This window comes from Mycobacterium sp. (assembly GCF_049280035.1).
Lineage (GTDB): Bacteria > Actinomycetota > Actinomycetes > Mycobacteriales > Mycobacteriaceae > Mycobacterium.
Window position 1 is genome coordinate 1 of the sequence record NZ_JBAPPI010000294.1, and the last position, 13594, is coordinate 13594.

Annotated in this window: 16 protein-coding genes; 4 read left to right on the forward strand and 12 right to left on the reverse strand. The window is 63.6% G+C overall.

The genetic code is table 11. The annotated features are described in order from the left end of the window. From WAN71_RS09935 to hsaA, 5 genes are all read right to left on the reverse strand, one after another. Window positions 1–373 (reverse strand): helix-turn-helix domain-containing protein (locus tag WAN71_RS09935; protein WP_422225169.1); only part of this gene is annotated, 373 nt, incomplete at its 3' end. Between the two features lie 70 nt (window positions 374–443). After that, a complete protein-coding gene (hsaB, locus tag WAN71_RS09940; RefSeq protein WP_422225170.1) occupies window positions 444–1007 on the reverse strand; it encodes a 3-hydroxy-9,10-secoandrosta-1,3,5(10)-triene-9,17-dione monooxygenase reductase subunit in 564 nt (187 codons plus the stop codon). A 2-nt stretch (window positions 1008–1009) separates the two neighbouring features. Then, entirely contained in the window at window positions 1010–1924 is a 915-nt protein-coding gene (hsaC, locus tag WAN71_RS09945; RefSeq protein WP_422225171.1) for an iron-dependent extradiol dioxygenase HsaC, read from the reverse strand. After that, window positions 1924–2796 carry a 4,5:9,10-diseco-3-hydroxy-5,9,17-trioxoandrosta-1(10),2-diene-4-oate hydrolase gene (hsaD, locus tag WAN71_RS09950; RefSeq protein ID WP_422225172.1) on the reverse strand — a complete coding sequence of 291 codons (873 nt, stop codon included), beginning with the start codon at window positions 2794–2796 and terminating at the stop codon, window positions 1924–1926. The genes hsaC and hsaD overlap by 1 nt, the downstream gene beginning before the upstream one ends. A 3-nt stretch (window positions 2797–2799) precedes the next feature. Continuing rightward, window positions 2800–3984, reverse strand: a complete 1185-nt coding sequence (gene hsaA, locus WAN71_RS09955; RefSeq protein WP_422225173.1) for a 3-hydroxy-9,10-secoandrosta-1,3,5(10)-triene-9,17-dione monooxygenase oxygenase subunit — start codon at window positions 3982–3984, stop codon at window positions 2800–2802. Window positions 3985–4140: 156 nt separating this feature from the next. On the opposite strand from hsaA, the gene WAN71_RS09960 reads away from it, so the two are divergent. Beyond that, window positions 4141–5217, forward strand: coding sequence for a 2Fe-2S iron-sulfur cluster-binding protein (locus WAN71_RS09960; RefSeq protein WP_422225183.1), 1077 nt, complete (start codon window positions 4141–4143; stop codon window positions 5215–5217). Between the two features lie 44 nt (window positions 5218–5261). Next, window positions 5262–5795, forward strand: a complete 534-nt coding sequence (locus tag WAN71_RS09965; RefSeq protein WP_422225174.1) for a hypothetical protein — start codon at window positions 5262–5264, stop codon at window positions 5793–5795. A gap of 143 nt (window positions 5796–5938) precedes the next feature. Here the strand turns inward: WAN71_RS09965 and WAN71_RS09970 are convergent, their stop codons facing one another. The 4 genes from WAN71_RS09970 to WAN71_RS09985 form a co-directional block, all read right to left on the reverse strand. After that, complete coding sequence (locus tag WAN71_RS09970; RefSeq protein WP_422225175.1) at window positions 5939–6649, reverse strand: response regulator; 711 nt, start codon at window positions 6647–6649, stop codon at window positions 5939–5941. Window positions 6650–6731: 82 nt separating this feature from the next. Continuing rightward, entirely contained in the window at window positions 6732–7400 is a 669-nt protein-coding gene (locus WAN71_RS09975; protein WP_422225176.1) for a hypothetical protein, read from the reverse strand. Window positions 7401–7987: 587 nt separating this feature from the next. After that, a complete protein-coding gene (locus WAN71_RS09980) occupies window positions 7988–8380 on the reverse strand; it encodes a response regulator (RefSeq protein WP_422225177.1) in 393 nt (130 codons plus the stop codon). Between the two features lie 84 nt (window positions 8381–8464). Further along, window positions 8465–10042, reverse strand: a complete 1578-nt coding sequence (locus WAN71_RS09985) for a GAF domain-containing protein (protein WP_422225178.1) — start codon at window positions 10040–10042, stop codon at window positions 8465–8467. Window positions 10043–10200: 158 nt separating this feature from the next. Here WAN71_RS09985 and WAN71_RS09990 point away from each other — a divergent pair, with 158 nt between their 5' ends. Continuing rightward, on the forward strand, window positions 10201–10725 hold the full coding sequence (locus WAN71_RS09990; protein WP_422225179.1) for a Dps family protein: 525 nt from the start codon (window positions 10201–10203) through the stop codon (window positions 10723–10725). A 28-nt stretch (window positions 10726–10753) separates the two neighbouring features. On the opposite strand, the gene WAN71_RS09995 is transcribed toward WAN71_RS09990, so the two are convergent. Further along, a complete protein-coding gene (locus WAN71_RS09995) occupies window positions 10754–11605 on the reverse strand; it encodes a type 1 glutamine amidotransferase domain-containing protein (RefSeq protein WP_422225180.1) in 852 nt (283 codons plus the stop codon). A gap of 35 nt (window positions 11606–11640) precedes the next feature. Then, on the reverse strand, window positions 11641–11982 hold the full coding sequence (locus tag WAN71_RS10000; RefSeq protein WP_422225181.1) for a hypothetical protein: 342 nt from the start codon (window positions 11980–11982) through the stop codon (window positions 11641–11643). 133 nt (window positions 11983–12115) lie between these two features. Here WAN71_RS10000 and WAN71_RS10005 point away from each other — a divergent pair, with 133 nt between their 5' ends. Continuing rightward, entirely contained in the window at window positions 12116–12577 is a 462-nt protein-coding gene (locus tag WAN71_RS10005; protein ID WP_422225184.1) for a cupin domain-containing protein, read from the forward strand. A gap of 24 nt (window positions 12578–12601) precedes the next feature. Here WAN71_RS10005 and WAN71_RS10010 read toward each other — a convergent pair. Then, a partial coding sequence (locus WAN71_RS10010) for an acyl-CoA dehydrogenase family protein (protein WP_422225182.1) occupies window positions 12602–13594 on the reverse strand: 993 nt, incomplete at its 5' end.

Consider the following 13594-nt stretch of genomic DNA (forward strand, 5'->3'; position numbering starts at 1 on the left):
GCAGAATGCAGCTCGGCACTCGGGCGTGCACAGAGGCAGGCGGCATGCTCGCCCGGTATGCCGCCGGCGGCTTGCCGAACACCCGCGCGAAGCTAGTCGTGAACGATCCGGTGCTCTGCAACCCGACCCTCACGCAGATCTCGGCCACCGAGCGATCGGTGTAGCGCAGCAACGCCGCCGCCCGCTCCAGCCGGCGGCTCTGAAGATAGGCGCGAGGCGACTCGCCGAACGTCCTGGTGAACATCCGGCTGAAATGCGCCCGCGACAACCCCGCCACCGCGGCCAGGTCCTCCACGGTGATCGGCTCCGCGTAGCGCGCGTCGACGAAATCCTTCGCCCTCAGTAGATAACGGGCGGGCGGCACCTGCGGCATGAAATCAGTATCGCCTCTCGCGGGAGGTAGGCCATTAGAGGAGTTCCGTCGTGCATTCGACGCAAATCCGCTACAGCCAGGTGTCCTGGGTGGTCGTCGTCAGGAAGGCTTCCAGGTCATCACGCCACTGCGCCGGGGTGGTCTTGTCGGGCTCGATGCCGGTGTAGTCGCCGCGATAGAACAGCAATGGCCGCGGCTTGATCTTGGGCACCTCCGAAAGGGACTGCACTGCGCCGAACACCACGAAATGGTCGCCGCCGTCGTGCACCGAGGCCACCGTACAGTCGATGTAGGCCAGCGATCCGTCGATAACCGGCAAACCCAAAGGTGAAGCGCTCCAGTCGATACCGGCGAACTTCTCCGGTTCCTTGGAGCCGAACCGCGCCGACACGTCCTTCTGGCTCTCGGTCAACACGTTGACGCAGAATTTCCCGGCGGCCTCGATGGCTTTCCATGAGCGCGACACCTTGGTCGGGCAGAACAGCACCAGCGGCGGCTCCAGCGACAGCGCCGCAAACGACTGACACGCGAAGCCGACCGGGACGTCGTCGTGCACCGTTGTGATGATCGTGATCCCTGTACAGAACTGACCCAGCACCTGCCGGAAGGTGCGTGAATCGATCTGCTCAGCCATTGCTACCCGCGGAAGCCGATGCTGAAGTCGTGGCCCCACAGACTCACTGCGGTGCTCTCGCGGGCGATCCAGTCGTGGTCGTCGACTTTTCTACCCTCACAACCGAATTCGATATCGAAGCCACCGGGTGTCTTCATGTAGAACGAGAGCATCAGGTCGTTGACGTGGCGGCCCAGCGTGGCCGACATGGGCACCTTGCGACGCAACGCCCGGTCCAGGCACAGGCCCACGTCGTCGGCCTGCTCCACTTCCATCATCAGGTGCACGATGCCGCTGGGCGTCTGTCCCGGCATGAAGGCCAGGCTGTGGTGACGCGGGTTGCAACCGAAGAAGCGCAACCAGGCCGGCGGCCCATCGGCGGGCCTTCCAACCAACTGCGGCGGTAGCCGCATCGAGTCGCGCAGCTTGAAGCCGAGCACATCGCGGTAGAAGTGCAGCGACTCTTCGTCGTCGCGGGTGGTCAGCACTACGTGCCCAAGACCCTGCTCACTGGTGACGAACTTGTGCCCGTACGGGCTGACCACCCGGCGGTGCTCCAAAGCGGCGCCGTGGAAAACCTCCAGGCAGTTGCCCGAGGGATCGGAAAACCGGATCATCTCGTCCACCCGGCGGTCCGCAAGTTCGGCAGCAGTGGCCTCTTTGTAGGGCGTGCCCTCCACATCGAGCCGGTTCCGGATTTCCTGCAGGCCTGCGGCATTCGCGCATTCCCAACCGGCCTCAGACAGCCGGTCCTGCTCACCGGGCACGATCACCAGTCGGGCCGGAAAATCATCCATCCGCAGATACAGTGTTCCTTCAGGTGCGCCTTGCGGCGCACCTTTGCCCTCGACCATGCCGAGTACTTTCAGGCCGTACTCACGCCAGGCCGCCATATCGGTGGCCTCGATGCGCAGGTAGCCCAGTGAACGGATGCTCATCACGCACCTCCCAGGAAATCAATGGTCAGCTTGTTGAACTCGTCGAACTTCTCCACCTGCGCCCAGTGTCCACACTGCCCGAAGACATGCAGTTGCGCTCGCGGAATGGTCTTCAGCGCGACCAGCGCGCCGTCCAGCGGGTTGACCCGATCTTCGCGGCCCCAGATCAACAGCACCGGTTGACGCAGCCGATGCACCTCGCGCCACATCATGCCGAGCTCGAAATCGGCCCCGGCGAACGACTTTCCCATCGCCATGGTCGCGGCCAGTGATTCCGGTGTACTGGCCAACGCGAACCGCTCGTCGATAAGCTCGGGGGTGATCAGCTTCTGGTCGTAGACCATCACCCGCAGGAATGCCTCGAGATTCTCCCGCGTCGGCTCGACGGAGAACTTCCCCAGCCGTTTCACACCCTCGGTCGGATCCGGCGCGAACAGGTTGATGCTCAGCCCGCCGGGACCCATCAGCACCAGACGTCCGGCCCGGTCGGGGTAGTCCAGCGCGAAGCGGACAACGGTGCCTCCGCCCAATGAATTGCCCACCAGCGGAACGCGTCCCAGACCCAATTGGTCGAAGAGGCCTTTGAGCGCTCGGGCCGCGTAGTGGTTGAACTGGCCGTGTTCGGCGCGTTTGTCGGAATGGCCGTAACCGGGTTGATCGACGGCCAGCACGTGAAAACGCTCGGCCAGTACCGGAATGTTGCGCGCGAAATTCGTCCAGCTCGCCGCTCCGGGACCGCCGCCGTGCAGCAGGACCACCGTCTGGTCGTGACCGACGCCCGCTTCGTGGTAGTGCAGCCTCAGCTGTCCATCAACGTCAACCTCGGCAAACCGCGAGGTGGACTCGAAGGTCAGTTCCTCTGTCGTGGTCATGTCCTAGACCATGGTGTCGCCGGGCGGCAGCCCGAACTCGTTGTTACCGAAGATCTGGTAGGCCCGCTCGGGGTCGTTGGCGGCGTGCACCCGCCCGGCGTGCGCGTCGCGCCAGAAGCGTTGCACCGGTTGATCATTGCCCAGCGCTGTGGCGCCGGATGCCTCAAACAGCCGGTCGATCGAGGCGATCGCACGCCCGGTGGCACGTACCTGGTCGCGGCGGGCGCGGGCCCGCAGGTCGAAGGGGATCTCCTTGCCGGCGGACAGCAGCGCGTACTCGTCGGCTACGTTGCCGCTCAACTGGCGCCACGCCGCGTCGATGTCGCTGGCCGCCTCGGCGATACGAACCTTGGCGAACGGGTCGTCTTTCGCCTTCTCCCCGGCGAAAGCCGCACGCACTCGCTTGCCCTGGTGCTCGACATGCGCGTCGTACGCGCCGTAAGCCATGCCGACGATCGGCGCCGAAATGGTAGTGGGATGCATTGTGCCCCAGGGCATTTTGTAAACCGGAGCGGTGTTGGTCTCATAGCCACCCGCGGTGCCGTCATTCATTGCCTTGTACGACAAGAACCGGTGCCGGGGTACGAAGACGTCCTTGACGACGACGGTGTTGCTGCCGGTGCCACGGAGGCCGACGACATGCCAGACGTCATCGATGCGGTATTCGCTGCGCGGAATCAGGAAGCTGCCGAAGTCCACCGCTCGGCCGTCCTTGATCACTGGGCCGCCGAGGAACGCCCACGTCGCGTGGTCGCAGCCCGACGACCAGTTCCACGAGCCGCTGACCAGATAGCCGCCGTCGACCACCGCGCCCGCGCCCATCGGGGCGTACGACGACGAAATCCGCACGTTGGTGTCCTGGCCCCAGACCTCCTCTTGGGCCTGCTGGTCGAACAGCGCCAGATGCCAGTTGTGCACTCCGATGATCGAGCTGACCCAGCCGGTCGAACCGCAAGCGCTCGCCAGCCGGCGAGCGGCCTCGTAGAACAGCGCGGGGTCGCATTCCAGACCGCCCCACTGCTTGGGCTGCAGCAGCCTGAAGAACCCGATTTCCTGAAGCTCGCTCACCGTGGCGTCGGGCAAACGACGCAGGTCTTCGGTCTCCTGGGCCCGCTGCCGCAATTTGGACAGCAGTTCGTCGATGCCGTCTAGGACCGACTGGGCGTCACGTTGTTCAATGGACGTCACGGGTTCCCTCCATAGGTGGCTCACGTAAACAGAGACTAGAACACGTTCCGATTTGTGTCGAGCAGGCTGTTCCTGCGACTGGTAGCGCCACCAATCCAGTTTTCTGTAACCTGTTCTAGTTATGACAGACGAGAGGACTTCGCCGTGCCGGATGTCGTGACCGATGAGGTTCCCGACGAGCCGCTCGGCAGCCATGTCCTTGAACTGGAGATCGCTGACGTGCTCGCCGAGACCGACGAGGCGCGGTCGCTGGTGTTCAGGGTCCCCGCGGGTGCCGAGATCCCTGCTGACCGGCTGCGGTACGCGCCCGGCCAGTTTTTGACGCTGCGGGTCCCCAGCGATCGCACCGGATCGGTCGCGCGCTGCTATTCGCTGTGCAGCTCGCCGTTCACCGACGACGCGCTCACGGTCACCGTCAAGCGGACCGCCGACGGGTACGCGTCGAACTGGCTGTGCGACCATGCCCATCCCGGCATGCGGATTCACGTGCTGGCGCCGTCGGGCACCTTCGTGCCCAAGACGCTCGACGACGACTTCCTGCTACTGGCCGCCGGCAGCGGGATCACGCCGGTCATGTCGATCTGCAAATCGGCACTGTCGGAGGGCAGCGGACAGGTGGTGTTGCTCTACGCCAACCGTGACGACCGCTCGGTGATCTTCCGCGACGCGCTGCGCGAGCTCGCCGCCAAATACCCCGACCGGCTGACCGTGCTGCACTGGCTGGAATCATTGCAGGGATTGCCGTCGGCGACCGCGCTGGCCCAACTGGCCTCCCCGTTCGCCGACCGGCAGGCATTCATCTGCGGGCCCGGGCCATTCATGGCGGCCGCACGAGAAGCCCTCGGAAATCTGAATGTGCCTGCGCAGCAAGTACATATCGAGGTGTTCCGGTCGCTGGACACCGATCCGTTCGCTGCGGTGAAGATCGAGGATGACGGCTCTGATGACGGGGAGCCGCCGGCCACTGCGGTAGTCGAGCTAGACGGGCAGACCCACACCGTGTCGTGGCCGCGCGGGGCCAAGCTGCTCGACGTGCTGCTGGATGCCGGCCTGGACGCGCCGTTCTCCTGTCGCGAAGGCCACTGCGGCGCCTGCGCCACCACCTTGCGCAGCGGCAAAGTGAGCATGGCGGTCAACGACGTCCTGGAGCAGCAGGACCTCGACGACGGGCTGATCCTGGCCTGCCAGTCTCACCCCGAGACCGATTCGGTCGAAGTTACCTACGACGAATAGCCGCAGCGTAAGTTCTGCTCAGACCGTAAGCGAGAGGACGCACGATGCAGCGGCTGGTGACGGCACTAGCAGGCGTCGGCCTGATGCTGGCATTGGCACCGCCCGCGGTATCCCCGGCCGCCAGCAACACCGCCACCACCTTGGTTCCCCTCAACGACGGCACCCAGTTGGAAACACGAGCCGTGCTCGACTGCCATCGTGCGACCGGCAGCTGCGACTTCACCGTCGGAGCCGACCGCAAGACCAGCGACGGCGTGACCGGTTTCCCGTCTGACCTCTGGTCGCGCCAAAGCACCGACATCCGTTCATCCGACCGGACGCTTTATCTCGACGTACACGCCACCGCGCAATACGACCGGGTCTTCAAAGAAGGCGGGCACGACAACGTCACCACGGTGTACATGGGCGACGGTGCGCCGGACAAGTATCAGACCACCGGCCGGATCGACGCGACGGACTGGCGCACCGGCCAACCGCGCACCGACGTGCCGGTCATCATGTGCACGCATATCCAGGTGGTCTACGGCGGGAACAACCTCACCTCGCCGAGCACCTGCGCGCAGACCACCTTTTCCTGAGCCGTCAAAGCTTCTGCGATGAGAGCTTAAGACGCCGAGATTGCTCACAGGGTCGTTGATTCCGAAATTGCACAGCCGTAGACGCAATCTCGCCGACTTCTCCTAAGCCGTCAAAGCTTCTGCGACACCACTTTTGCGAGAGGTCACCGGGACTCGAGAAAAGCGATCACCGCTCGAACGCGGCGGTGATCGTCGGCGGTCTCAGGCAGGTTCAGCTTGTTCAGGATGCTTCGGACATGCTTCTCGACGGTGCCTTCGGTGAGCCACAGTCGACGGGCGATGCCCGCGTTGGTGCGCCCCTCCGCCATCAGCGCCAACACCTCATGTTCACGCGGACTAAGAACAGCGAGCGGATCTTCGCGTCGGCGTCCGGAGACCAACTCTTGGATGAGCGCCGGATCGACTACTGAGCCGCCGTTAGCGACCCGTTGTAGTGAATCGACAAATTCCGCCACATCGGTCACCCGACTCTTGAGGAGATAACCGATGGCATGACCGCTGGACAACAGCTCCACCGCGTGCTCGACCTCGACATGCGCCGACAAAACCAAAATGCCGATTTCGGGCAGTTCACCGCGGATGACTCCTGCTACGTCAAGACCCTCCGTCGTATTGGTTGGCGGCATACGGATGTCCACGACAAGCAAGTCCGGATTTTCCGCCCGGACTAGGGCAAGGGTTTCGGTGGCATTGCCGGCCTGGCCGACAACGTCGAACCCGGAGCGCCCGAGTAGGCTCGCCAGCCCCTCACGAAGAAGGACATCGTCGTCAGCCACGATCACGCGTAGAGCGCTACTCCGCGAAGTTGCTTCTTCTCCTGGCGCACTGTGCGTGTTGCTGGAGTCCACTCCCATGCGGCAACGTCCTCTCGGCCATTCGACCGATCACATCTTGCTACGGACGCACCCGGAAAGTCACTGACCGCACTATTGACCCTCAGGCCGGCACCCCGATGAGTCGCGCGGCATCGTCGACTGCTGCCTGCTCCATGCGGCGAGCGCTGTCCAGTCCGGCAAAATTACGCCATGAGCGGATGGCGTGGCGAGTGAGCTGTATGACGCGGTTTTCCATCGAGTCCCCGGTTGCCAACGCGTGGGCGCGCACAGCGCAACCGGTCACGGCGTCCAGCGCGGCCTGGTCGTAGGTGTCGACGAGTGCGGTCGACTCGTATGCGGCCTGTAAGGCATACCGTCCCGCGATGTTTGCGCTCGAGCTGACGGCGCGGGCCGCGGCGCGGGCCGCGCGATCGGCCGCGTCCCAGGCCGCGATGGGCGGCATATCACCGGACGCCATCCTCCGATGTAGCTCGGCGATGTCGATGATCACCTTGACCGCCGTGAGTTTGGCGTAGCGAACGACACCCCAAGCGGGGTTGGCTAGCACCTCCGCGATCCAAGCGTGGATGACGGGATTGGGAACCTTGGCGGTTCCGACTGTCTGCCACCCGAGATCAAGGGCGAGCACGCTGTCTTCTGGTAACAGATAACCGTCGGGTCGGGCCAGTAGGTCGTTGCACGATTGGACCAGAGCGGCCAACGGGCGGGCCGAGCACGCCGGGAAGTCGGTGATCTGCGCGTCACCGTTGATGTAGGAGATGACGTTCATGGCACACCCTTTGCCTGATCCCTGTTGGTGGGATCCTTTGGCCAACCTCAGCGGGTTGGTTATCCGGTCAGTAGTCATATCTGTTGTCTCCCTTTTACTTTGGCGTTATCACGAAGTTGTAGCCGAGGTTGACTGCTCGGCTGGATTAGTGCGCGCTGCGCTATGTGCGTACGAGCCGGGCGCAAGCCCGATCAGGGACAGCCAGAGAATGACGGTGATAACGGCTAATACAACGGTGGCGATCAGGTGCCGAAACAGCTGCCTGCTATACGGGTTTTCGGTTTGAAGGCGCAATGGCGGCTGCCAGCATTCGACATCGTCACCGCATCCCCCTAGCGGAATTTCGGCTATCTTCGGTTGCCGAACCGCGTAACCCCGCTGCGATGAAGGTATTTCGTACGGGTAGCTCTTCATAGCTGTCAGCGTCGCGCGGTATGCACAAAAAGTCTTCGCCGCTAACGCCCATTGACCATCCCTGTTAGCGGCAGTTGGCCACTACCAGCTAGCTGCAATGAGCCCGGGGCGGTGCAGGAGCGCGCATCACAAAAAGGCGGCGTGCGTTGTGAAAGGCGCGACGATCCGCGGGACTACTTGCTTTCACCCAGGCGACCGAGGGCTGTAATGATCGCACAAGCGGACAGGGCAGACTTGGCGAGGAAACCTATGGCGGGGCTGGCCGCGAGCATGTCCGCCAGGTCGGGCTCGGCGTGTGTAGAGATCAGTATGACCGGGGCCGTTGGCGCGCCGTCGATCTCGTGAAGCGCCTCCGCGAGATCGAAGCCGCTTTCGTCTCCGAGATTTACATCGACCAGTGTCACGTCGGGTCGCAGTTCTTGGACGGACCGCAGCGCGTCGGCATTGGTTGATGCCATGCCGACGACGCGGGCCCCCTGGTGTTCAAGCAGCCGACTGGCCGAGTCGAGGAACTCCGGATTGTCGTCGACGATGACAACCCGGATCGGCTTAACCGGTGACTCCACAGCGCCATTGTGACCACCCAAGCGGCCAGTCGGCATTCCCGCTAGCACCAAAACTCACGTCTCGTGCGGACCAAGTTCGCTGGACTACCCACCGGGCGGCCCGTCGAGTTCCAGCGGAATCCTCACCACCAGCGATGTACCGTCGCCGAGGCGACTCGTAATGCCGATCTGACCACCCAGGGCCTCAACCCGGTCCACCAAGCCTATGAGTCCAGACCCTTTGCGGGCGTCGGCTCCCCCAACCCCGTCGTCGCGAATCGAAAGGTAAAGGTTCTCATCCTCAGCCTTGACGGCCAGCTGCACGCGAGAGGCCTGTGAATGCTTAGCTACATTTGTAAGCGCCTCTGCCACAACGTAATACCCGGCCACCTCCACGTAGTCAGGCAAGCGCCGAGGTACAGCTATATCCAGTTCTACCGGGACCGCGCAGCGGCGTGCGAGTGTCTTCAGCGTCGGTCCGAGCCCTCCTTTTGACAGGATCGCCGGATGAATACCGCGGGCAATCTCCCGTAGTTCGTCCGAGACACCGACCAAACCAGTAACGACGTCGGAAATTTGTGCCCGCAGCGTCGTCTGCTGGGGCGAGACAGACTCCTCTGCCAGGCGCAGCTTGAGTCCCAACGAGACCAGTCGCTGTTGGGCACCGTCATGCAAATCCCGTTCGAAACGGCGGCGACTGTCATCGGCGGCCGTGACGATCCGCGCCCGTGAGGTAGTCAGTTCCGCTCGTGCCTGAACGTTGGCAATCGCAATCGCGATGAGGTCCGCAAAGTCGCTCACGCGTTGCTCCGCGTCAGCTGGAAACGCGTTCGGTCGTGATGAACCCGCAACGGCCACCCCCCACACCCGGCTGTCGACCATGATCGGTGCCCCGACACCCGAGCGCAAACCCAACGCACGTATGCGCGCCGCCGCCGACCCGGCCGCGTAGTCGTGGCTGTCCATTCGTGCCGCTCGGCCGGCTCGCCACACCGCCGCTGCAACACTCTCGCCGTTGAGCGAAAAGCGTTCGCCCACAGGCATCTTCTGCAAGCCTGGTTCATCGGCCGCTGCAAGCAGCAGGGCCGTGCCGTCAGGCTCGTATCTGAGCAACGCCGCGTTCTGTACATCGAGACAATTGGCCAACTCCGCGACCACGGCTGAGAACACCTCCGATGGCGGAACGTTACGCGCCACTAATGTCGCGACCCGTCGCAGCGCGGTCTGCTGCCGTGCGGCGAGATCGGCTTCGTGCCGGCGGCGATCGGCTTCGATCGCGCTGGCTCGGGCCAATCCAGCCAGACTGTTGCACAACAGCGCGACGACGAAGAAGACGCCAACCACGACCCAGTTCTGAAGCTGGCCGAGAACAAAGCCGTGCGGCCAGCTTCGGCAATAGTCGAAGGCCACGGCGCTCACCAGTGCGGTGATCGCCGCTAATCCGAACCCCCAGGACATTCCGACCAGCAGTACCCCAAGCAGGTACACCGTGCCGAAAGCCATGGTCGGAGCCAAATGTTTGAGCAGAACAACGACACCCGTCTCGACGCCTATCAATGCCGTAGCGGCGACGAGCCCTTGCCAGAGCGGCGGAGGGGTCGGCCGCACCAGCAGTCGCATGATCCGCCCGCCCGGATGTTCCCGCCGGCCGCTCTTGACCTGAGCGATCCCGTGCTCTGTCACATGATCGGCGTAGCACGCGCGATGGTCTGCCGCAATATCGCCAGCGAGGTGCCAACACTGCTGCCCGCTAGCCGGTAGCCAAAGATTCCGGTTAGCTGCAATCTCATGTTGGTGTCAGCCGCACAGACATAGGTTCCTCTGGCCGGAATCATCGAGGCATGACTACAACAGCACAACACCCGACAGCACAGACAAACGGCGGTAGCCGGCGGCGAGAGGACGAGGTACACGGCTTCCAGCCGTCACAGCAGCTTGTCCAGAACCTCCAGCGGATCCTCGTCGACCTCATCGAACTGCATTTGCAGGGCAAGCAGGCCCACTGGAACGTTGTCGGTACGAATTTCCGCGACTTACATCTACAACTCGACGAGCTGGTCGACTTCGCCCGCGACGGCAGCGACATCATCGCCGAGCGCATGCGCGCGCTTGATGCGGTGCCGGACGGCCGGTCCGATACGGTGGTCGCCACTACCAGCCTGCCCCGATTCCCGGCGAACGAGCACAACACTACGGAGGTCGTGGACCAGATCACGACCCGCATCTATGCAACTGTCGAGACGTTTCGCACGGTGCATGACGCGGTTGACGCCGAAGACCCCAGCACAGCGGACATCCTGCATGAGCAGATCGACGGGCTGGAGAAGCTCGCATGGCTGATCAAATCGGAAAACCGTAAGATCTAACCCGATCAACCCCGGCCCGTGCGCGTCGTCAAAGCTTCTGCGACAACACCTTTGCGAAAGTGTGGGTATCGCCCGGCCAGCGCGCCGACACGTAGCTGCCGTCGTCGACGACGAATGCCGGCCGCGACTCGGTTGCGGTGTCGCGCACCATTCCGGAGGTCTTGAGCCGCCAGTGCCGTGACCCCCGTTCGACATCGCAAAAGTCCGCCGGGTTTTTCAGCGCACGGGTGACTTCGGACTGCACGGACATGTAGCCGGCGGCCTGCCCAGGCTCCTCGGTGTAGGTGCGGTAGTAGTTGCGGTCCCAGAAGCGGGTGATCCGGCTCAGACGCCAGGCGGTGCGTTCTAGCGCCCACGTCAACGCCGTGGTCCGGCGGCCGTAGAGCACCGAATGACCGGTCGTGGGATCGACGCTTCGGGCGGCGAGCAGCACACCGTGACAGATCGCGGCCACGGTCACCCCGCGGGCGAAGGCGTCGACGACCATGCGGTGCAGCGTGTCGCTGTCGATGTAGGAGCGCATCCCGCGGGCACGATGGCCGCCGGGCAGCAGCAGCGCGTCAATGCCGTCGAGAGTGGTTTCAGCCCAACGGGACGGGTGCTGATATTCCGCGGACTGCAGCATGTCGCGATATGCGCGGCGGGCGTCCTTGTTGGCCCGCAGCACTCGCCCCACGATCGTGATGGCGCCCAACACCGGTAGCGCAGACCAGAAGTCCAAGCCGCGACCGGTGACCATGATGTCGTCGGCCACCCCGGGGCTGCCGCTTTCGGTGGCGAACAGAACGCGGTGGCCGTCGGCGCGCAGGACCTGCCAACTCACCGCGACTTCGGTGGGGTCGAAGTCACGATCGGGAATCGGGATCAGCACAGTACCCATCGGTGATCTCCGAGCTTACGGCCTATACACCTCAACTAGCCGCCGATTCCGTTATCGAGATGCAGATGGCTTACGAAATACCAAGGGAGGCCGACTAGCTGGACTACTACGACGAGGACCAACGCAATCAGAGCGGCGAGCAGTCCGACGCCGCGCGCCCGGGTGCCGATCGGAGAAAATGCCAAGACCAGGAACAGCGGAGCGAAACCGAACTCCACCCAGATGAGGATCCGTTTGGGCGTTTCGACCGCTTTGTCATAGTCGGTGAGGTGGCTGTCGGGAAAGCCGGTCAGGTACAGATCCCAGCCAGCGAGGTAGGTTACGCCCAGCGCGGCGATGGCGCCTGCTACGCAGGCGACTATGGCAAGAGCCTTCATCATCGTCGCGTTTCCCGCGCCTTAAAGATCACCCATGGATATTCTCAACCATCCGACATTGACGTCGCCCAACTGACCTATCTGGGAGCAAGTTGGTGCTCCCGTTAACAACAAATAGGGATGACTCGTGAGCATGGCGTACTTGGCGCAACCGGAGCAGCAGCAGCAATTGGAATGGCTCGACGGCGGAACACTGGCAATCTTGCTCGACGGCAAGGCCACCGATGGTCAGTTGATGGTCGGACGCTTTGATGTTAGCGAAGGAGAAGCACCCCCGTACCACAAACACACGCGTGAGGATGAGGTCTTCATGCTGATCAAAGGGACGGCGTTGGTCTGGTACGACGACCAAGAGCTGGAGCTATCGGAGGGCGGTATCGTCTTCTTGCCCAAGAACATTCCGCACGCATACCGCATCACATCCAAGAAAGCTGATCTGCTGATGATCAATACGCCCGCTGGAATCGAGGGTATGTTCCGCTACGCCGGTCGTGACAGAGCTATGCCGCGCCCGGAGAGTTTCGAAATCTCGCCTGCACGTATGGCCGAGGGAGCAGACAAGTTCGGACAGGTCATTCTTGGCCCGCCACGCTGACCGCACCATTGTCGGAGGAGTTCGTCACCGCGGCAGGCCGAGCAGCCGCTCGGCCGCCACCGTGAGCAGGATCTGCTCGGTGCCGCCGGCAATCGTCAGGCAGCGGGTGTTCAGGAAATCGTGCACGATCTTGTCCTCGACCGCGCCCGCTCCTTCGGCCAGATCCATCCGGTATTCGGCCAGCGCCTGGCGGTAACGCACCCCGATGAGTTTGCGCACACTGGATTCCGACCCCGGGTCCTGGCCGCCCACCGCGAGCTGGGCGATGCGCTGGTCGAGCAACGAACCAACCTGCGCGGTGATGATCAACCGTGCCAGCCGATCCTGTTGTGCGACATCGAGATCGATCTCTGCCGCCGCCGCGAGCAGTTGTTCCATCGGGTTGCCCAGCGCAGTGCCCTGCGCCATCGCGACCCGCTCGTTGGCCAGCGTGGTGCGGGCCAGCCGCCAGCCGTCGTTGACCGTGCCGACCACCATCTCGTCAGGGACGAACACGCCGTCGAGAAAGACCTCGTTGAACAGTGCGTTACCGGTGATTTCGCGCAGCGGCCGGATCACGATGCCAGGCGAGCTCATGTCGATCAGAAAGTAAGTGATCCCTTTGTGTTTCGGCGCATCGGCATCGGTACGGCCAAGGCAGACACCCCATTGCGCCTTGTGCGCCGAAGACGTCCACACCTTCTGCCCGGTCAGCTCCCAGCCCCCGTCGACGCGCACCGCTTTGGTCCGCAGCGACGCCAGATCCGACCCGGCTTCCGGCTCGGAAAACAGCTGGCACCAGAAGATTTCGCCGCGCAGGGTAGCCGGTACGAATCGCTCGACCTGCTCGGGCGTGCCGTGTTCGAGAATGGTCGGCGCCGCCCACCAGCCGATTACCAGGTCGGGGCGCGGCACAGCGGCCGACGACATTTCCTGATCGATCAGCAGCTGCTCGGCGGGCCCGGCGCCACGGCCATATGGCGCCGGCCAGTGCGGCGCCAACAGCCCGGCTTCGGCCAGCGCGGCCTGGCGCTTGTC